The sequence below is a fragment of the Pseudomonas viridiflava genome (assembly GCF_900602065.1).
Classification (GTDB): Bacteria; Pseudomonadota; Gammaproteobacteria; order Pseudomonadales; family Pseudomonadaceae; genus Aquipseudomonas.
Map to the genome: position 1 here is coordinate 23594 of NZ_UWFN01000328.1, position 20114 is coordinate 43707.

At 57.0% G+C, this 20114-nt stretch carries 15 protein-coding genes; 11 read left to right on the forward strand and 4 right to left on the reverse strand.

Features of this window, described 5'->3' with window-relative positions; translation table 11 throughout:
- Nucleotides 1–786 precede the first annotated feature (786 nt).
- From EE949_RS24515 to pgi, 5 genes are all read left to right on the forward strand, one after another.
- Nucleotides 787–2190: a polynucleotide adenylyltransferase PcnB gene (locus EE949_RS24515; protein WP_122666673.1), complete on the forward strand. Its 1404-nt coding sequence runs from the start codon at nt 787–789 to the stop codon at nt 2188–2190.
- 6 nt (nt 2191–2196) lie between these two features.
- On the forward strand, nt 2197–2682 hold the full coding sequence (gene folK / locus EE949_RS24520) for a 2-amino-4-hydroxy-6-hydroxymethyldihydropteridine diphosphokinase (RefSeq protein WP_162874007.1): 486 nt from the start codon (nt 2197–2199) through the stop codon (nt 2680–2682).
- 267 nt (nt 2683–2949) lie between these two features.
- Nucleotides 2950–3750, forward strand: coding sequence for a 3-methyl-2-oxobutanoate hydroxymethyltransferase (gene panB, locus EE949_RS24525; RefSeq protein WP_122666675.1), 801 nt, complete (start codon nt 2950–2952; stop codon nt 3748–3750).
- Nucleotides 3747–4604 (forward strand): pantoate--beta-alanine ligase, encoded by an 858-nt coding sequence (gene panC, locus EE949_RS24530; RefSeq protein WP_122666676.1) that lies wholly within the window; start codon nt 3747–3749, stop codon nt 4602–4604. Before panB ends, panC begins: the two co-directional genes overlap by 4 nt.
- Before the next feature lie 339 nt (nt 4605–4943).
- The gene (gene pgi / locus EE949_RS24535; protein ID WP_122666677.1) at nt 4944–6608 is read left to right on the forward strand and encodes a glucose-6-phosphate isomerase; all 1665 of its coding nucleotides are present in this window, start codon (nt 4944–4946) and stop codon (nt 6606–6608) included.
- A gap of 192 nt (nt 6609–6800) precedes the next feature.
- On the opposite strand, the gene EE949_RS24540 is transcribed toward pgi, so the two are convergent.
- Entirely contained in the window at nt 6801–7013 is a 213-nt protein-coding gene (locus EE949_RS24540; protein WP_122666678.1) for a DUF6124 family protein, read from the reverse strand.
- A 509-nt stretch (nt 7014–7522) separates the two neighbouring features.
- Here EE949_RS24540 and acs point away from each other — a divergent pair.
- From acs to EE949_RS24570, 6 genes are all read left to right on the forward strand, one after another.
- Complete coding sequence (gene acs, locus EE949_RS24545) at nt 7523–9460, forward strand: acetate--CoA ligase (protein ID WP_122666679.1); 1938 nt, start codon at nt 7523–7525, stop codon at nt 9458–9460.
- Nucleotides 9461–9678: 218 nt separating this feature from the next.
- Nucleotides 9679–10545, forward strand: a complete 867-nt coding sequence (locus EE949_RS24550) for an oxygenase MpaB family protein (protein WP_122666680.1) — start codon at nt 9679–9681, stop codon at nt 10543–10545.
- 136 nt (nt 10546–10681) lie between these two features.
- Entirely contained in the window at nt 10682–11860 is a 1179-nt protein-coding gene (locus EE949_RS24555) for an acetyl-CoA C-acetyltransferase (protein ID WP_122666681.1), read from the forward strand.
- Nucleotides 11861–12053: 193 nt separating this feature from the next.
- Nucleotides 12054–13070 (forward strand): class I SAM-dependent rRNA methyltransferase, encoded by a 1017-nt coding sequence (locus EE949_RS24560; protein WP_122666682.1) that lies wholly within the window; start codon nt 12054–12056, stop codon nt 13068–13070.
- Between the two features lie 121 nt (nt 13071–13191).
- Nucleotides 13192–16170 carry a DUF748 domain-containing protein gene (locus tag EE949_RS24565; RefSeq protein WP_122666683.1) on the forward strand — a complete coding sequence of 993 codons (2979 nt, stop codon included), beginning with the start codon at nt 13192–13194 and terminating at the stop codon, nt 16168–16170.
- 4 nt (nt 16171–16174) lie between these two features.
- Nucleotides 16175–16480 (forward strand): DUF2845 domain-containing protein, encoded by a 306-nt coding sequence (locus EE949_RS24570; protein WP_122666684.1) that lies wholly within the window; start codon nt 16175–16177, stop codon nt 16478–16480.
- Between the two features lie 392 nt (nt 16481–16872).
- On the opposite strand, the gene EE949_RS24575 is transcribed toward EE949_RS24570, so the two are convergent.
- The 3 genes from EE949_RS24575 to rpsO form a co-directional block, all read right to left on the reverse strand.
- Nucleotides 16873–17223 carry a BON domain-containing protein gene (locus EE949_RS24575; RefSeq protein ID WP_122666685.1) on the reverse strand — a complete coding sequence of 117 codons (351 nt, stop codon included), beginning with the start codon at nt 17221–17223 and terminating at the stop codon, nt 16873–16875.
- Between the two features lie 290 nt (nt 17224–17513).
- The gene (pnp, locus tag EE949_RS24580; protein ID WP_027900330.1) at nt 17514–19619 is read right to left on the reverse strand and encodes a polyribonucleotide nucleotidyltransferase; all 2106 of its coding nucleotides are present in this window, start codon (nt 19617–19619) and stop codon (nt 17514–17516) included.
- A gap of 173 nt (nt 19620–19792) precedes the next feature.
- Nucleotides 19793–20062, reverse strand: coding sequence for a 30S ribosomal protein S15 (gene rpsO, locus EE949_RS24585; protein ID WP_002555121.1), 270 nt, complete (start codon nt 20060–20062; stop codon nt 19793–19795).
- Between the last annotated feature and the right edge of the window lie 52 nt (nt 20063–20114).

Here is a 20114-nt window from a genome sequence, read left to right on the forward strand (position 1 = left end):
TCAACAGGTGGGCGTAACAAAAGCCGGGGTTTACGGTAACGAAAACCCCGGCTTTTTTGTGCCGCCAAAAAGCCATCTAATCGCTGAAAGCCCCGGTTTTAAAGGGTTTTCAAAAGTTGGCACAGGTCCTGCTATATCTACCAGTACAAGAACAACAAAAACACGCAGTGCTAAACACCATAATAAAAACAATACGAATCGACTCACGCATAACAAGAACAACACGGCGGAGGCGCAGCTAACTGATTCTTTTGGAGAGGCGTTGTATTTGGGGCTTGCCCCGCAACCAGGCTGAGAACAACAAAAACTACCCTTAGGTAGCGCCTGAACTGGTTGGATCGAATGATCATTGCAACACAGCGACCAAAGCAATCCGTTTGCTCTTGACTCCCGATTGGGAGGTTTCACAGACGAAAGTCTCGTGAATGGGCACTCAACAAAAACAAGAAGCCCACAGACAAAATAAAAATAAGAGCACGCACTTTGGGGGAGCTTCGGCTCCCCCAGTAGCTTCTGAAAGAAACTCCCTCCTGACACATCCCCAGATTGAAATGCGCTCTCAATGAATCACCGAATCCTGTAGGAGCTGCCGAAGGCTGCGAAAGCATTCTCATGGCAGACCCAATTCGCAGCCTTCGGCAACTCCTACAGATCTCAGCGCCTGGCAGATGGCTTAACACCATCGCGCAGCTTCCTACACCATCCCCTGACTAAATGCTAGAATCCCCGCCCATCATGCGGTCATTCTTCGTTTATGGCCGAATATTCCTTCAAACAGTGCATCCCATGCTGAAGAAGCTGTTCCAGTCATTCCGTACTCCACTGCGTAAACCGCAGCAACATATTCGCAGCACGCCTGAAGTGCTCAACAGCAGCCAACACTCGCTGCAACGCGGCCAATTCAGTCGCTATGCGGTGAATATTGTCGAACGCCTGCAAAATGCCGGCTATCAGGCTTATCTGGTTGGCGGCTGTGTCCGTGACCTGATGCTGAATATCACGCCCAAGGACTTCGACGTCGCCACCAGCGCCACTCCGGAGCAGGTGCGTGCCGAATTCCGTAACGCCCGTATCATTGGCCGCCGCTTCAAACTGGTCCACATCCACTTCGGTCGAGAAATCATCGAAGTGGCCACGTTCCGCGCCAACCATCCGCAAGATGATGAAGAAGAGGACAGCAATCAGTCCTCGCGTAATGAAAGCGGGCGGATTCTGCGCGACAACGTTTACGGCACCCTTGAAGACGACGCCCAGCGCCGCGATTTCACCATCAACGCGCTGTATTACGATCCGGTCAGCGAGCGCATTCTCGACTACGCCAACGGCGTACATGACATTCGCAATCGCCTGATCCGTCTGATTGGTGATCCGGAGCAGCGTTATAAAGAAGACCCGGTCCGCATGCTGCGTGCCGTGCGTTTCGCCGCCAAGCTGGATTTCGGTATCGAGAAGCACAGCGCCACGCCGATCCGACCGCTGGCACCGATGCTGCGCGATATCCCTTCGGCACGACTGTTCGAAGAAGTGCTCAAACTGTTCCTGTCCGGCTACGCCGAGCCTACCTTCGAAATGCTGGTAGATCTGGAACTGTTCGACCCGCTGTTCCCGGCCAGCGCCAAGGCCTTGGAATATCGCCCGACGTACACCCACACGCTGATCAGCCAGGCCCTGGCCAACACTGACCTGCGGATCAAACAGAACAAACCGGTCACTCCGGCATTCCTGTTCGCGGCACTGTTGTGGCCTGCCTTGCCAGCCAAAGTGCTGCGCCTGCAAGAGCGCGGCATGCCGCCGATACCGGCCATGCAGGAAGCAGCCAACGAGCTGATCATCGAGCAGTGCCAGCGCATTGCCATTCCAAAGCGCTTCACCATGCCGATTCGGGAAATCTGGGACATGCAGGAGCGTCTGCCACGCCGCTCCGGTAAGCGTGCTGACCTGTTGCTCGATAATCCACGCTTCAGGGCCGGGTACGATTTCCTGCTGCTGCGTGAAAGCGCGGGCGAAGAAACCGATGGTCTTGGCGAATGGTGGACCGATTATCAGGACGCCAACGACAGCGAACGCCGTAACATGATCAGCGAACTGGGTAGCAAACCCGACGCCGGCGCGCCTCGCAAACGCCGCCGCAGCAGTGGCCCTAAACGCAAACGTGCCGGTGGTGACGCGCCGGCCGCATCGGGCGAGTAACAACCTGTGGAACGCGTCTATATAGGCATGGGCAGCAATCTGGCTGCCCCCGCCGACCAATTGCGCCAGGCCATCAGGGCCTTGGCGAAACTGCCGCAGAGCAAATGGGTAGGCGTCTCTTCCTTCTATGTAAGCGACTCGCTGCTGCCCAATCAACCGCGTTACACCAACGCCGTTGCAGCGCTGGATACCACGCTCGAACCTCTGGCACTGCTCGACGCCTTGCAGGCCATCGAACAGGGCCAGGGTCGGGAACGCACCGAGCGCTGGGGGCCACGCACGCTGGACCTGGACATTCTGGTATTTGGCGAGCGCCTGATCGACGAACCACGACTCAAGGTGCCGCATTACCACATGCAGGCCCGGGCTTTCGTGCTTTATCCGCTGGCCGAGCTTGCCCCTGACTTACAACTGGCCGACGGCCGCTCCCTGAGTAAATTGCTGACCCGCTGCCCGTTTGAAGGTATCGAGCGCCTGACACCTCAAGCGTAACAGACGACACGCGGTAACACTCATCTGTAACACCTCGCGCACACCGTGTTTAACGGCGTGCTCACCTGCACCATGGTCGGCAAAAACAGGCAATTGACTTAATCCCCCCTCCTCACGAAGATAGGCGTCCCGCCAGCCTGTTCGCTGGCTTATGGGCGCAAGCAGGCTGCTTTTAAACACCGCACACGACGGTGTACCTGCTTCTCCAGGATGAATTTCACGCGCTGCTCGCCGTAGTGTTCACCGCGCCTGACAGAGGACTTTTCCATGCCAGATATCACCGTAACGTCGTTGCAGGCACTCAAGCAGAAAGGCGAAAAAATCGCCATGCTGACTTGCTATGACGCGACCTTTGCCCATGCCGCCAGCCAGGCTGGCGTTGAAGTGCTGCTGGTCGGCGACTCGCTGGGCATGGTCCTGCAAGGCCATGACAGCACGCTGCCTGTGACCACTGCCGATACGGCCTATCACGTTGCCTGCGTTAAACGTGGTAACCAGGGCGCGCTGATCATGGCCGACCTGCCCTTCATGTCTTATGCAACCCTGGACCAGACTTACGCCAACAGCGCCGCATTGATGCAGGCGGGCGCACACATGGTCAAAATTGAAGGCGCTGCCTGGCTGGCTGAGTCGATTCGTCTGCTGGCCGATCGTGGTATCCCGGTCTGCGCGCACATGGGCCTGACTCCGCAATCAGTCAACGTGCTGGGCGGTTACAAGGTTCAAGGGCGTCTGGAAACCCAGGCGCGGCAGATGCGCGCCGATGCGATCACCCTGGAACAGGCCGGTGCGGCGATGATTCTGCTGGAATGCGTACCGAGCGAACTGGCGCAAGAGATCAGCCATGCGGTGAAAATCCCGGTCATCGGTATTGGCGCAGGCAGCGCCACCGACGGTCAGGTTCTGGTGATGCATGACATGCTCGGCCTTTCCATCACCGGGCGCGTCCCCAAGTTCGTGAAGAACTTCATGACCGGTCAGCCTGACATCCAGGCAGCACTTCACGCCTATGTCACGGCAGTCAAAGACGTCAGCTTCCCCGCCACAGAACACGGATTCTCGGCATGAACACAGTAAAAACCGTACGCGAATTGCGCGCCGCTATCGCTCGTGCACGCAGTGAAGGCAAGCGGATCGGCCTCGTGCCTACCATGGGTAACCTGCACAGCGGCCATACAGCGCTGGTAACCAAAGCAGCACAGCGCGCCGACTTCGTAGTAGCGACTATTTTCGTCAACCCCATGCAGTTCGGCCCCAACGAAGATTTGGCGACCTACCCGCGCACCCTCGCTGCCGATCAGGAAAAGTTGCTCGAAGCAGGTTGCCACCTGTTGTTCACGCCCAACGTTGAAGAAATGTATCCCCACGGGATGACCGACCAGACCGTGGTCAGCGTTCCTGTTATTTCCGAAGGGTTGTGCGGCGCCAGTCGCCCCGGTCATTTCGACGGTGTATCCACCGTTGTCAGCAAGCTGTTCAACATGGTCCAGCCTGATCTGGCCGTGTTCGGCGAAAAAGACTTTCAGCAACTGGCAGTCATCCGTGCGCTGGTTCGCGACCTGAACATGCCGATTCAGATCATTGGCGAGCCAACCGTGCGCGCCGACGACGGCCTTGCACTGTCGTCACGCAATGGTTATCTCAACGAAGAACAACGCGCTACCGCACCCACCCTTTATAAAGTCATCCAGGAGATTGGCGCAGCAGTCGATAGCGGTGACAAAAACTTCGTCACCCTGCTCGAGGCTGGCAAGCGCCAGCTCGAAGCGGTCGGGTTCCGCCCCGACTATCTGGAAATCCGCGAAGCCACCAGCCTGCGCCCCGCGACCGATCAAGATGGCGATCTGGTGATTCTGGCCGCAGCGTTTCTGGGCAAGACCCGCTTGATCGATAATCTGCATTTGAACCGCGAGCAGCATTAAGCCCGGCAAAACAGGGGACCCTGTAGGAGCTGCCGAAGGCTGCGATGGCGGTGTGACAGGACGAGCGCTTTCGCAGCCTTCGGCAGCTCCTACAATTTGCGTATCTTCCTGCCTACACTCGGCAATGAACTTAGCACCACCCGCAATGCCCTATTCGTACCGGTTTCATCGCGTCTGTTCATCCAGCAGACAGCAACATGTGAAATAGTACCGGGCACCGAGCAGTTCAGGCGCAGACACAGCCGCACATTATGTTTAGTCTTGGTGCCAAGATTAAAAAGTCTGCTTATCTTCGCTTTCAGTGTTTAGCCAGTTCCAAGTACAAGGAAACCCGCAGCGATGGCGTACTACCGCACCCCTTCTGATGTGACCGCCCTGCCCGCATGGCAGGCGCTCAACCAACACCGCGAAGCCATGCAGGATTTCAGCATGCGCGAAGCCTTCAATGCTGACCCGCAGCGTTTCAGCCAATTCACCCTGAGCAGTTGCGGACTGTTCCTCGATTACTCGAAGAACCTGATCAACGCCGAAACGCGCGACTTGCTGGTCAAGCTGGCCAATGAAGTGGGCCTCAAAGACGCCATCAAGGCGCAGTATGACGGCGAGCTGGTCAACTCTTCCGAAGGCCGCCCGGCCCTGCACACCGCGTTGCGGCGTCCGGTGGGCGACAAGCTGCAGGTCAACGGCGTCAATGTGATGCCTGAAGTGCACAAGGTGCTGAACCAGATGACTGATCTGGTCGGCCGCATTCATGACGGCCTGTGGCGCGGTTACACCGAGAAGCCGATCACCGACGTGGTGAACATCGGCATCGGTGGCTCATTCCTCGGCCCGGAGCTGGTCTCTGAAGCGCTGTTGTCCTACGCCCAAAAAGGCGTGCGCTGCCATTACCTGGCGAACATTGACGGCAGTGAGTTCCACGAACTAACCATGAAGCTGCGCGCCGAAACGACGCTGTTCATTGTTTCGTCGAAAACCTTCACCACTCTGGAAACCCTCAAGAACGCGACCGCTGCTCGTGCCTGGTATCTGGCACAAGGCGGATCCGAGGCTGAGCTGTATCGCCACTTCATCGCCGTGTCGAGCAACAACGCCGCAGCCGTAGCGTTCGGGATCCGTGAAGAGAATATCTTCCCGATGTGGGACTGGGTCGGCGGCCGTTACTCGTTGTGGTCGGCCATTGGGCTGCCTATCGCACTGGCTATCGGCATGTCCAACTTCAAGGAACTGTTGTCCGGTGCTTATTCCATGGACCAACACTTCCTGACCGCACCGTTCGAGCAGAATATGCCGGTGCTGCTGGGTCTGCTGGGCGTCTGGTACGGTAATTTCTGGGGCGCGCAGAGCCACGCGATCCTGCCTTACGACCACTACCTGCGCAACATCACCAAGCATTTGCAACAGCTGGACATGGAATCCAACGGCAAAAGCGTCCGCCAGGACGGCACGCCGACGGCGACCGACACCGGCCCGGTCATCTGGGGTGGCGTAGGCTGCAATGGCCAGCACGCGTATCACCAGTTGCTGCACCAAGGCACCCAACTGATCCCGGCCGACTTCATCGTGCCGATTGTCAGCTTCAACCCGGTTTCTGATCACCACCAGTGGCTGTACGCCAACTGCCTGTCGCAAAGCCAGGCACTGATGATCGGTAAAACCCGTGCAGAAGCCGAAACCGAACTGCGTGACAAAGGCCTGAGCGAAGAAGACGTGCAGAAGCTTGCACCGCACAAGGTCATCCCCGGCAACCGTCCGAGCAACACCTTGGTGGTCGAGCGCATCAGCCCTCGCCGCCTTGGTGCGCTGGTCGCCATGTATGAGCACAAGGTCTTTGTGCAAAGCGTGATCTGGGGTATCAACGCCTTCGACCAATGGGGCGTGGAGCTGGGCAAGGAAATGGGTAAAGCCGTTTACCAACGCCTGACCGGTGGCACCGACGAGCCAGCCGACGATGCTTCGACCCAAGGCCTGATCAACTACTTCCGCGGCCGTCACCGCGGCTGATTGTCCCAAAGCGACACCCAAACCCGCTGCTCTCGCAAGAGACGGCGGGTTTTGTGCTCTTGGGGTTAACGCTGTACTTGTGGGAGCTGGGCTTGCCCGCGATGAACGATAACCAGATTAATGCCTGTAAATCAGGTTGGCCTTATCGCGGGCAAGCCCAGCTCCCACAAGAGATAGCACCTCAGGCTAGACTCAGTGCGCCTCAACCCGCGCCAGCGAGCGATCCAGCTCAGTCCTGGCCATGCCGATCAAGTGCACCACCGAAAAAGCAAGATCACGTTTCGGGCCGTTGAGGCTGTCGCCGGATTCGTACGCCGTCGCCGCAGCGCAACGCAGGAGTTCGCTGACGTGCAGCAGGGATTCTTCGAGGGAAATGTCTGGTGGATCCGGTGTTACTTTTTTCATGCAGGTTGCTCCCGTTAGGGCCACCGGAAGTTCGCTGCTAAACAAACAAGGGTGGCGGCTTTGTCGCGGGTTAGCAGACCGGCGCAACCTACAAAACCGGCGCACTCGAAAGTGCCCCACGCAAAGCCGCCATAAGCGGTAATAGCGCGTCGTAGAAATTGCGGAACAGGCTGCTAAACCCGATCACTGATGAGCAGTGACCGGCGCAGCCTAGAGAGCAAAACCCACCCACGCAAGGGGTCAGGATTTTCTAGGAAACTTCACTCAGATGAAAGGGACAGGTCTGTCGGAGGCGGCCTATATTTCGCCCATTTCGTTAGCATTCGTAACAATAAACACCGCGTCTGTAGGAGCTGCCGAAGACTGCGAAGGCGGCCTGTCTGACACACAGCCAATCGCAGCCTTCGGCAGCTCCTACAGAGCGGGCACGTGGCATCCCACCCAATTGAACCCACCCTCCCCCAACAAGCTCCTATTCTTTGATGACTCCACAAGAATAAGGAACCGTCATGTTCGATATCAGCAAGTTCCCCAAGGCAGAAGCAGTACGTCAGGCCGCACAGCTCAGCCACTCAGACTATGAGCGTATGTACCGTCAATCGGTGGAGCAACCTGACCAGTTCTGGGCCGAGCAGGCCAAGCAGTTCCTCGACTGGTCAGCCCCTTGGAGCGCCGTGCAAAAGACCGACCTGAAAACCGGCGCTGCTCAGTGGTTCAAAGATGCCAAACTCAATGTCAGCTACAACTGCATCGACCGCCATCTGAAAGATCGCGGTGAGCAGGTCGCAATTATCTGGGAAGGCGACAACCCTTCCGACTCGGCCAAAATCACCTACAGGCAACTCCATCAGCACGTCGCTCGCCTGGCCAACGTGCTGAAAAGCCGGGGCGTGAAGAAAGGTGATCGGGTGTGCATATACATGCCGATGATCCCCGAAGCCGCTTACGCGATGCTCGCCTGTACGCGAATTGGCGCGATGCATTCGGTGGTGTTCGGTGGGTTCTCGCCTGAAGCCCTGCGCGACCGGATTCTCGACGCCGACTGCCGCACAGTGATTACGGCTGACGAAGGTGTTCGCGGCAGCAAACAAGTACCGCTCAAGCAAAACGTCGACAAGGCATTGCAGAGCTGCCCGAACGTCAGCACCGTACTGGTCGTGCAGCGGACCAAAGGCAAGGTCGAGTGGGTGCCTGATCGGGATATCTGGTACCACGAAAGCGTGCAAAGCGTGACAGACGATTGTCCACCCGAAGCCATGGACGCCGAAGACCCGCTGTTTATCCTCTACACCTCTGGCAGCACCGGCAAACCCAAGGGGGTTTTGCATACCACTGGCGGCTATCTGCTGCAGGCCGCCATGACCTTCCAGTACGCTTTTGACTATCACGATGGCGAGGTCTTCTGGTGTACGGCAGATGTCGGTTGGGTCACGGGCCATAGCTACATTGTGTACGGGCCGTTGGCCAATGGTGCCACCACCCTGATGTTCGAAGGCGTGCCCAACTATCCCGATGCGTCGCGCTTCTGGCAGGTCATCGACAAGCATCAGGTGAATATTTTCTACACCGCGCCAACGGCCTTGCGCGCCTTGATGCGTGAAGGTCCCAAGCCCCTGCAATCCACGTCCCGGGAAAGTCTGCGATTACTCGGCAGCGTCGGTGAGCCTATTAACCCTGAAGCGTGGGAATGGTATTTCCGTGAGGTAGGCAAAGAGCGCTGCCCCATTATCGATACCTGGTGGCAGACCGAAACCGGCGGCATCATGATGACCCCACTGATCAGCAACAGCCCGATCAAGCCAGGCTGCGCGACCCAGCCGATGTTTGGTGTGCAGCCCGTTTTACTCGATGAAAAGGGCAACGAGATTGAAGGTCCGGCCAGCGGTTTATTGGTCATCAAAGCCAGCTGGCCTGCGCAAATTCGCAGCGTCTATGGCGACAATCAGCGCATGATCGACACCTACTTCAAACCGTTCCCCGGCTACTACTTCACTGGTGACGGCGCCCGCCGTGATGAAGATGGCGATTACTGGATCACAGGGCGTGTTGATGACGTGATCAATGTGTCAGGCCATCGCATTGGCACGGCGGAAGTAGAAAGCGCATTGGTCCTGCACGACAGCATCGCCGAAGCCGCCGTGGTCGGTTACCCCCACGATGTCAAAGGCATGGGCATTTATGCCTTTGTCACGCCCATGGACGGAGTCGACGCCAACGACGAACTGAAGAAACAGCTGCTCGCCCACGTCAGCTCGGAGATTGGCAGCTTTGCAAAACCGGAATTGATCCAATGGGCTCCCGCCCTGCCAAAAACCCGCTCGGGCAAGATCATGCGGCGTATTTTGCGCAAGATCGCCTGCAATGAACTGGATAGCCTGGGCGACACATCAACCCTGGCTGACCCGAGCGTGGTGGAGGGGCTGATCGACAAACGCTTGAATCGTTGAGCGAAGCGGGGCATGGTCGCTGCCAAGAATTGCGGCAGCGACCGCGCTCTCGAATTGAAATGAAATTTTATTGTGGGAGCGAATTCATTCGCGAAGGGGTTACCTGTTAAAACATTGGCGACTGACACACCGCTTCGCGAATAAATTCGCTCCCACAGGTTATGCAGTTGTTGCTATAGCGTGTATCCACTCCTGAAAGCGATTGTTAACGAGCCCCCATGGAATTCATCCGCAGTCGTATCGAAACCCAGGTGATGAGCCTGACGGGCTTATCCCTCGGTCAACTCGATCTGGAAAATCCCAAGGGCGATCCGGGTCTGTTTGGGCCAGACGCTATTTGCTGGCAGGTGCATGGAGACTTTCCCACCATGCTGATCGGCGGTATCAGCGCCCTGATGCTGCAAGCCTTGCATCCTCTTGCACTGGCTGGCGTGTGGGATCACTCCAACTTTCGCCAGGACATGCTTGGACGGCTACGGCGTACCGGGCAATTTATTTCCGGGACGACCTTCGGCTCAACCCGCGATGCCAACTGGCTGATCGACAAAGTCCGCACGATCCATTTGCAGGTCATCGGTACTGCACCGGATGGTCGCCCTTATGCTGCCAGCGATCCTGACTTGCTGACGTGGGTGCATGTAGCCGAGGTCAGCAACTTCCTTGCGGCGCACCTGCGCTACCTTAATCCGGAGCTTTCGCTGGCAGATCAGGACAAGTACTACGCAGAAACCGCCGTTATCGCAGAGCGCCTCGGTGCCCGAAACGTCCCCCACTCCTCCCAGGCAATTGCCGAGTACCTCGAACAGATGCGGCCTCAGTTGCTGTGCGACGAACGGAGCCGGGAAGTGCTGCGCATTCTGCTGAACGCACCCGCGCCGAGTATGCTGGCGAAACCCATGGGCGCACTGATGATGCAGGCCGGTATCGACCTGCTACCTCTGTGGGCCAGTGAAATGCTGGAGCTGCACCAGTCCCGGCTGCGACGACGAATGATTCGTGCCGGCGTCAAACGCAGCGCTCCGGTGCTGCGCTGGGCGGTACGCAACGCCTCTATTCATCGCGCCCGCCGACGGATGGGGCTGTAATCACCGAATCAGTACTGGCCAGTTCTCGGTTGGAAGCTGGCCCGGCTTCTGTGCCAACATGTCTTTCTGATCACAGCGAATCGGGCGGCCTGCAAAGCGCCTGACGTAAAACCCAATAATAGTGAGGATCCGCGCCATGCAAGACGTCGTTATCGTTGCCGCCACTCGTACCGCAGTCGGAAGTTTCCAGGGCTCACTGGCGAATGTATCCGCAGTCGACCTGGGCGCAGCAGTCATCCGTCAGCTTCTGGTACAAACCGGGCTGGATGGCGCGCAAGTCGATGAAGTCATCATGGGGCAGGTGCTCACAGCAGGCGCGGGGCAAAACCCGGCGCGCCAGGCCGCGATCAAAGCAGGCCTGCCATTTGCCGTTCCGGCAATGACGCTGAATAAAGTCTGCGGCTCAGGCCTCAAGGCATTGCACCTGGCGACCCAGGCGATCCGCTGTGGCGACGCTGAAGTGATCATTGCCGGGGGCCAGGAAAACATGAGCCTGTCCAATTACGTCATGCCCGGCGCACGAACGGGCCTGCGTATGGGCCACAGCACGCTGGTAGACACCATGATCAGCGACGGTTTGTGGGATGCGTTCAATAACTATCACATGGGCATCACTGCCGAGAATCTGGCCGACAAATACGAAGTCAGCCGCGAGGCACAGGATGCGTTCGCAGCGTCTTCGCAGCAAAAAGCCGTTGCCGCAATTGAAGGTGGTCGTTTCGTCGACGAAATCACGCCGATTATGATCCCTCAGCGCAAGGGCGACCCGGTGGCCTTCGCAACCGACGAGCAACCCCGCGCAGGCACCACAGCTGAAACGCTGGGCAAGCTCAAGCCTGCCTTCAAGAAAGACGGCTCAGTGACCGCCGGTAACGCCTCTTCGCTAAACGATGGCGCCGCTGCGGTGATCCTGATGAGTGCAGCAAAAGCCGCAGAGCTAGGCTTGCCCGTGCTTGCACGCATCGCCGCGTATGCCAATGCGGGTGTCGACCCCGCCATCATGGGCATCGGTCCGGTCAGCGCAACTCGCCGCTGCCTCGACAAAGCCGGTTGGTCGATTGAACAACTGGAGCTGATCGAAGCCAACGAAGCCTTCGCAGCCCAGGCATTGTCTGTCGGCAAAGAACTGGGTTGGGACATGGCCAAAGTCAACGTGAATGGCGGCGCTATCGCGCTGGGCCACCCGATTGGCGCCTCAGGCTGCCGCGTGCTGGTGACCCTGCTGCACGAGATGATCAAGCGCGACGCCAAAAAAGGCCTGGCGACGCTGTGTATCGGCGGGGGTCAGGGCGTGGCACTGGCGTTGGCGCGTTAATCGAAACCTCCACAGGTTAATGGGCCCTTTCTGTTGGAGCGAGGCTTGCCCGCGAACCAGTCGCCCCGGTATATCAGATAGAACGGGGAACGGCCTTCGCGGGCAAGCCTCGCTCCAACAGGACATGTGAAATGTGATGGACAGGCCTTACCTGATAAACTGCCGCGCCTATATCCAGCCCAAGGCGCTTTGCATGTCTTCCTTGATTCAGGCGCTCAGCGTCGCCCTCGATAACCGTCAACCGCTGCTTGCCGAGCTGCATCAGCAAGACACGGACTGTTATCGGCTGTTCCACGGCAGCCAGGAAGGCGCCAGCGGCCTGACCATCGACCGTTACGGGCCGCAGCTGCTTGTACAAAGCTTCCATACACGCCTTGAGCGTGAGGCGTTACTGGAGCTGCATGCCGCTGTGAACAGCCGCTTGGGTCTGGATTTGTTGCTGGTCTACAACGATCGCTCCCAGGGCAACTCGCGAATTGATCGAGAAGACACCGTCTACAAGGCCGAACCGGCTGCACTGGAGGACCTGATCGGCCACGAATGGGGCCTCAATTACCGCGTGCGTGGGCGGCACGCCGGGCAGGACCCGTTACTGTTTCTCGACCTGCGTAACACCAGAGGCTGGGTCAAGCAACGCAGCAAGGGCAAAAGCGTGCTCAACCTCTTCGCCTATACCTGCGGTGTTGGCCTGAGCGCAGCCGCGGGCGGGGCGAGTGACGTGTGCAATCTGGATTTCGCGGAAGGCAACCTCGCAGTGGGTCGGGAAAACGGCGCACTCAACCCGCAATTGCCGACCATGTCGTTCATCCAGTCCGATTACTTCCCGGCGATCCGGCAAATGGCAGGCCTGCCCATCACCCAGCGCCGCGGCCATAAACTGCCCGACTATGTGAAGCTCGAACAACGCCAATATGATCTGGTGCTGCTCGACCCACCGGCATGGGCGAAAAGCGCTTTTGGCACCGTGGACCTGCTGCGTGACTATCAAAGCCTGCTCAAGCCAGCCCTGCTGACCACGGCCGAGGGCGGCGTGCTGATCTGCTGCAATAATCTGGCAAAGGTCAGCATGGAGGATTGGCGAGAGCAGGTCCTGCGCTGTGCAACCAAAAGCGGTCGCCCTGTTCGGGATTGGCAGGTCATGCCACCGGCTGCAGATTTCCCGTCGCTGGATAATCAGCCGCCGCTCAAGACCCTTATTCTGCAACTTTGATACCGCACGAGCTTTAGGGAAATATCCCACAACATGCGGGGGCAGCGTCTTCGGAACCAGATTGGCATGCCATACTCCAAGGAGCTCCCATAAAGTCCGATAAAGAGAGACGACGCCTCACATGTCCAAAGGATTGATACGCGCAGTTGGCACCTTACTGGTCGTTTTCGGACTCTATAGCGTTCTGGGCTTTCTGATTTTGCCCGGGGTTGGTTTGCGCATTGCCAACCAGCAACTGGCTGCCTACTCCACTGTCCCGGCGCGCCTTGAACGCATTGAATTCAATCCCTACAGCCTTGAGCTGACCTTGTGGGGCCTGACTATCGGCGCACCGGGTAAAGAGCAGGTCGGCTTCGAAAAGCTTTATACCAATCTGCAGATTGATAGCCTCTGGACCCGCGCCTTGCATCTGCAGGCCGTCGAGCTGGTCAAACCCAAGACTGAACTGCTGTTCGGCAAGGACGGCACGCTGAACCTGAGTCAGCTGTTCAAGCTGCCGCCCAGCGAGCCTGCCGCCACAGATGAACCGGCCAGCAAACCCTTCCCGCTGCGCATCGACGAAATAAAACTGGCTGACGGTTATGTCCACTTTCAGGACATGAGGCCCAGCGAACCGATCGAGTTTCTTTACGACAAGCTGAATCTGGAGCTGAAGAACCTCAGCACCCTGCCGGAAGACAATGCGGACATGACAATGGTCGCTGCAGGACCTGATGGAGGGCAGATCGATTGGGTCGGGCGCATCAGCCTGCTACCAATCACATCTGAAGGCACGCTGAAAGTCACTGACAGCAAGATGAAGGTCTGGTGGCCCTATGTGCGCGATGCCCTGCCACTGGTGTTGAAAGATGGCACGCTGAACCTCAGCACAGCCTATTCGCTCAATCTTTCAAAAGAAACCGAGTTGAAGCTGACCAACACGTCGCTGAGCATCGCGCCGTTCGCCATCGACGCTCCGGATGGCCGACCGCTGGCGCGCCTGCAGCGTCTGGATGTCACTGACAGTTCGGTCGATCTTGCCAAACAATTAGTCACTGTCGGCAAGATCCGCAGCGCAAAGCTCGAAACGTGGGCAGCGCTGGAAGCTGACGGTCAACTGGACTGGCAAAAGCTGTTCGCCAGTCAGCCCGCCAAACCTGCTGCCAAATCAACAGCCACGTCTGCCCCCAAACCTGCGGTGGACGACAAGGCTGCACCGACAACGGCTACAGCCGACGCTCAACCACCTGCTGCCAAACCCGCTGCGCCTTCCAAGCCATGGCAAGTACTGCTCAAAGACGTGCAGCTGCGTGACTATCAGGTTCACCTTGCTGACCGCAGCCAGAAAGAACCGGTCGCACTGGACGTGGGTCCGTTGAATCTGGATTTGCAGAATTTCGACAGCCTGAACAAATCGCCGTTTACGCTGAAACTGGATACTGGCGTCGGCAAGCAGGGCAAGATCACCGCAGCGGGCGACGTCAACCTGAACCCGGTGAGCGCAAAACTGCAGGTCACCACGAAAGATATCGATCTACGTGTTGCTCAGGCCTACATCAGCCCGTTTATTCAGCTGGAACTGCGCAGCGGTATGCTCGGCAGTGATCTGGCGGTGAACCTGAAAAGCACAGAGCCACTGGCGTTCACCATCAACGGCAAGGCGCAGGTTGAGCAGTTGCATACACTGGACACACTCAAGAAACGTGACTTCCTGAAGTGGCAAAAACTGACGCTTGAAGGTCTCAATTACGAGCACGGCGACAGCCTGAACATCGCCAAGGTCAATCTGGAACAACCCTACGCCCGCTTCATGATCAACAATGACCGGACAACCAACATCGACGACTTGCTGATCCCACAGCCAGCGGATAAGTCTCCGGCAGCCAAGACCAGCGCCTCAGCCAGCAATTCGAAACCGCTGGGTATTCGCATCGGTGAAGTGAATATTAATGATGGCTCCGCCAACTTCGCCGACTTCAGCCTGACACCGAATTTCGCCACAGCCATTCAGCAGCTCAATGGCAAAATTGGCACTCTGGATAATCGTCAGTCGAACCCTGCCACGGTGAACGTCAACGGTAAGGTGGACCGTTATGCACCGGTCACCATCAAAGGCAGCCTGAATCCGTTTGACCCAATGGCAGCGCTGGACATCGCCACCAGCTTCAAACGTGTGGAACTGACCACCCTGACACCCTACTCAGGCAAATTTGCGGGATATCGCATCCGCAAAGGGCGTCTGAATCTGGACCTGCATTACAAAATCACCAAGGGCCAACTCCAGGCCGAAAACAAGGTCGTGGTGGAACAACTGGAGCTGGGTGAAAAAGTCGACAGCCCTGACGCTGTAGACCTTCCCTTGAAGCTGGCGGTGGCGCTGCTCAAGGACGTTAACGGTAGGATATCGATTGAGCTGCCCGTATCGGGAGATTTGAACAATCCGCAGTTCAGTGTCATGCCCATTGTCTGGCAGACCCTGCGTAATCTGGTCGTCCGTGCGGCAGCGGCACCGTTCAACTTCATTGGCGGGCTGGTCACCGGCGGAGGCTCTGAAGACCTGAGCAGCGTGAAGTTCGCGCCCGGTGCGACTGAATTGAGCGCCGATGCACAAAAGGCGCTGGACAAGCTTGCTGCGGCCCTCAAGGAACGCCCTACCCTGCGTCTTGAAATTGAAGGTACGAGTGCCGCCAGCAGCGACGGCCCATTCCTCGCTCAGCAGCGTCTTGAGCGCGAGTATCAATACACGTACTACAAGATCCTCCAGCGTCGCGGCGACAAGGTCCCGGCCAGAGCGGCGATGGTCGATGTCCCCGATAGCGAGAAGGTACCGATGCTTGAGGGCATTTATCGCGCACGCCTGAAAAAACAACCGCTGGCGCAGTGGACTGACCTGGGCAAAGAAGAGCGCGCCAACAAGATGCGTACCGAGATCATTCAATTCTGGAGTGGCAACGAAGTATTGTTACGTGAGCTCGGCCAGAGTCGCGCCAGCAGCATCAAGGATTACCTCGTGGACAAGGGCAAACTCGAAGATGAGCGAGTCTATTTCGTCGACGCCAAATTGGGTCAGGCAGAAAAGGACGGCAGCGTGATCAGCCCATTGCATCTGGACAGCGAGTAACCGTATGCGCCTGTATTTGATTCCCAGCCTGGTCTTGTTGGCATTAGCCAGCGCATCTCAAGCGGCAACCCTGCGTTGTGGCAGCCAGCTCATCAGCGCCGGTGATCGCGCGTTTGAAGTGCAGCAAAAGTGTGGCGTGCCTGTAAGCCAGGAAGTCATTGGCTCCAAGGAGACCTTCAGCGGTAACTACCGCCAGTCTGAGCAGATGATGATCGAAGAATGGATCTACGGACCGGACCACGGCATGTATCAATACCTGCGCTTTGAAGGCGGCCGGTTGGTCAGGATCGATAGCAAGCGCGGGAATTGAAAGACTACTGTCTCATCAAACATTAAATAACCATCTGAATTTAAATGCTTTCTCTGTAGGAGTGACCGGGGTGGCGCTCCACCTTGCTCGCGATAGCGTCAGATCAGACGATATCTTGTTGATAGATCTGCCGCTATCGCGAGCAAGCTCACTCCTACAGGTCCCATGTTTACTGCAAAACAGAGCAGCGTCTGCACGACGGCGGGGGGGCATACAGGTGATGGATTTCAATCGATGGACTGCATTTTCAACCATAGAAAAAGCCCCGACGTTTCCGCCGGGGCCTTTAATGACCACATCCTTGTGGTCTTTCGCATGAACCTTCCTGAATCAGCGGTTACCCATCCAGGTGATCCGCCAATCCCTTCACTCGTTCAGCGATGGATGTCCGATTACTCAGCTTTCAGGCCAGCAGCCGAAACGTCTTTAACACCTTTGATTTTCTTGGTGATATCAACAGCTACTTTTTTCTGAGTGTCGGTAACTTTTACGTCGGAGGACAGGGAAACCACGCCTTTGTTGGTTTCAACCTTGATGTCCGAACCTGGGATGCCTTTCTCAGTCAGCAGGTCAGCTTTGACTTTGGTGGTGATCCAGGTATCAGAAGTGTCTTCTTTCACTTCTTGAGTAGTGGTGTTGGCAGCTACAACCATTGGGGTAGCGGAAGTCTGAGCGAAGGCAGCGTTGGCCATAGTCAGAGTCAGTGCAGTAGCGGTGGCAGCAGCAATAGCGAACTTCTTCATACGAGTAACTCCTGTTTTTCTCAGAAACTGCGCCAGCAAGTGGCAGCAGGGTTACTGGTATATATCGCAAGCGGTATGCCAACATTGAACCAGACTATAAAACCTTTAAAAACAACAAGTTATGAAAACAGCAAACTTTTGGAATCGTGCAGATTGCCCGCTCGTCGAAACTTTCGCGTGCAAGATGCATGCTTTGATTATTACCCACAAAAGTTCCGTAACTACTTAATTAGACACATAAAAAAGGGATCCCGAAGGATCCCTTTTTGAGCAGCTAACTGATCGACTGATCAGACGCCCGATGCTTTCGCAGCAGCAACGTCTTTGATCGACAGCTTGATACGGCCACGGTTGTCGACGTCCAGTACCAGCACTTCGACTTCCTCGCCTTCTTTCAGGATGTCAGTCACTTTCTCAACGCGAGCGTCGCTCAGCATGGAGATGTGAACCAGACCGTCCTTGCCAGGCAGGATGTTGACGAATGCGCCGAAGTCGACGATGCGCTCAACCTTGCCCACGTAGATCTTGCCGATCTCGGCCTCAGCGGTGATACCCAGAACGCGCTGACGTGCTGCTTCAGCTGCTTCCTTGGTTTCGCCGAAGATCTTGATCGAGCCGTCGTCTTCGATATCGATCGAAGCTTTGGTCTCTTCACAGATCGCACGGATGGTCGCGCCGCCTTTACCGATAACATCACGGATTTTGTCGGTGTCGATTTTCATCGCGATCATGGTCGGAGCATTTTCCGACAGCTCGGTACGCGACTGACCAATGATCTGGTTCATCTGACCGAGGATATTCAGGCGCGCTTCCAGGGCTTGGCCCAGAGCGATTTCCATGATTTCTTCGGTGATGCCCTTGATCTTGATGTCCATCTGCAGCGCGGTAACACCTTTAGCGGTACCGGCTACTTTGAAGTCCATGTCGCCCAGGTGGTCTTCGTCACCCAGGATGTCGGTCAGGATGGCGAACTTCTCGCCCTCTTTAACCAGACCCATGGCGATACCGGCAACAGGTGCCTTCATCGGTACACCAGCGTCCATCAGCGCCAGGGAAGCACCGCAAACGGAAGCCATGGAGCTGGAACCGTTGGACTCGGTGATTTCCGAAACGATACGGATGGTGTACGGGAACACGTCAGCGGCAGGCAGCATGGCCTGAACCGAACGACGCGCCAGACGGCCGTGACCGATCTCACGACGACCAGCACCGCCCATACGACCACACTCGCCCACCGAGAACGGAGGGAAGTTGTAGTGCAGCATGAACGGGTCTTTTTTCTCGCCTTCCAGGGTATCGAGCAACTGCGCGTCACGTGCGGTACCCAGAGTTGCAACAACCAGTGCCTGAGTTTCGCCACGGGTGAACAGAGCCGAACCGTGAGTCTTCGGCAGAACGCCGACTTCGATGTTCAGCGGACGTACAGTGCGAGTGTCGCGACCATCGATACGTGGCTTGCCGTTAACGATGTTCTCACGAACGGTGCGGTATTCGATTTCACCGAACGCTGCTTTGACTTCGCTGGCAGACGGGCTGCCTTCTTCTACAGCGAGTTTGGCAACGATCTGATCTTTCAGCTCGCCCAGGCGCGCATAACGATCAGCCTTGACGGTGATGGTGTAAGCCTGGGAAATCGCGTCGCCGAACTCAGCGCGGATGGCGCTCAGCAGCGAAGTGGCTTCAGGCTTCGGCGTCCAGGCCCAGGTAGGCTTGGCAGCTTCGGCAGCCAGTTCTTTAACGGCCTTGATCACCGACTGGAATTCGTCGTGGGCGAACAGTACAGCGCCCAGCATCTGGTCTTCAGTCAGCTCTTTAGCTTCCGATTCAACCATCAGAACGGCTTCTTCGGTACCGGCGACAACCATGTCCAGGCTCGAAGCCTTGAGTTGCTCGTAAGTCGGGTTCAGCAGGTAACCGGTGCTTTCATGGAAAGCAACGCGAGCTGCGCCGATCGGGCCATCGAAAGGAATGCCGGAGATCGCCAGAGCAGCCGAAGTACCGATCATCGCAGCGACGTCCGGATCGGTTTTCTTGCTGGTGGATACGACGGTGCAGACAACCTGCACTTCGTTCATGAAGCCTTCCGGGAACAGCGGACGGATCGGACGGTCGATCAGGCGCGAGGTCAGGGTTTCTTTTTCGGAAGGACGGCCTTCACGCTTGAAGAAGCCACCAGGGATTTTACCTGCAGCGTAGGTTTTTTCCTGGTAGTGCACGGAAAGTGGGAAGAAGCCTTTGCTTGGGTCTGCTGTCTTGGCGCCGACCACAGTCACAAGTACGGTGACGTCGTCGTCAACGGTGACCAATACAGCACCCGAAGCTTGACGGGCAATGCGGCCAGTCTCGAGGGTTACGGTCGATTGACCGAATTGAAATTTCTTGATTACCGGGTTCACGGTTTCCTACCTTCTTTGTGGCTCTTGGGGAACTGGTTTCTTGCGAATTCTTGGGCGGTGCGGGGAATCGGCCCCACGACTGTCCAGATACAACTAGAGGCTGGGAGCCTGCCAGCCTTACCGAAACAACCGGCAAGACAACAGCAGACAACCAACCTCTATCCGAGTCGTTATTAGCGACGCAGACCCAGACGACCGATCAGGGCGCTGTAACGGCTAACGTCCTTACCTTTCAGGTAATCCAGCAGCTTACGACGCTGGTTTACCATACGGATCAGACCACGACGCGAGTGGTGATCTTTACCGTTGGCCTTGAAGTGGCCTTGCAGTTTGTTGATGTTGGCGGTCAGCAGTGCAACTTGCACTTCTGGCGAACCAGTGTCACCAACAGCTTGCTGGTAGTCGGTTACGATCTGAGCTTTTTCTTCAACGCTGAGTGCCATGTGGGCAATCCTTTTATCAGGAAACCGTTCCGGAGAGCGGTTTCAACAGGCC

Bases quoted from the DNA above. Each gene is read 5' to 3' on its own strand.
- EE949_RS24515 (WP_122666673.1), top strand. From the start codon at position 787: ATGCTGAAGAAGCTGTTCCAGTCATTCCGTACTCCACTGCGTAAACCG.
- panB (WP_122666675.1), top strand. From the start codon at position 2,950: ATGCCAGATATCACCGTAACGTCGTTGCAGGCACTCAAGCAGAAAGGC.
- panC (WP_122666676.1), top strand. From the start codon at position 3,747: ATGAACACAGTAAAAACCGTACGCGAATTGCGCGCCGCTATCGCTCGT.
- pgi (WP_122666677.1), top strand. From the start codon at position 4,944: ATGGCGTACTACCGCACCCCTTCTGATGTGACCGCCCTGCCCGCATGG.
- EE949_RS24540 (WP_122666678.1), bottom strand. From the start codon at position 7,013: ATGAAAAAAGTAACACCGGATCCACCAGACATTTCCCTCGAAGAATCC.
- acs (WP_122666679.1), top strand. From the start codon at position 7,523: ATGTTCGATATCAGCAAGTTCCCCAAGGCAGAAGCAGTACGTCAGGCC.
- EE949_RS24550 (WP_122666680.1), top strand. From the start codon at position 9,679: ATGGAATTCATCCGCAGTCGTATCGAAACCCAGGTGATGAGCCTGACG.
- EE949_RS24555 (WP_122666681.1), top strand. From the start codon at position 10,682: ATGCAAGACGTCGTTATCGTTGCCGCCACTCGTACCGCAGTCGGAAGT.
- EE949_RS24560 (WP_122666682.1), top strand. From the start codon at position 12,054: ATGTCTTCCTTGATTCAGGCGCTCAGCGTCGCCCTCGATAACCGTCAA.
- EE949_RS24565 (WP_122666683.1), top strand. From the start codon at position 13,192: ATGTCCAAAGGATTGATACGCGCAGTTGGCACCTTACTGGTCGTTTTC.
- EE949_RS24570 (WP_122666684.1), top strand. From the start codon at position 16,175: ATGCGCCTGTATTTGATTCCCAGCCTGGTCTTGTTGGCATTAGCCAGC.
- EE949_RS24575 (WP_122666685.1), bottom strand. From the start codon at position 17,223: ATGAAGAAGTTCGCTATTGCTGCTGCCACCGCTACTGCACTGACTCTG.
- rpsO (WP_002555121.1), bottom strand. From the start codon at position 20,062: ATGGCACTCAGCGTTGAAGAAAAAGCTCAGATCGTAACCGACTACCAG.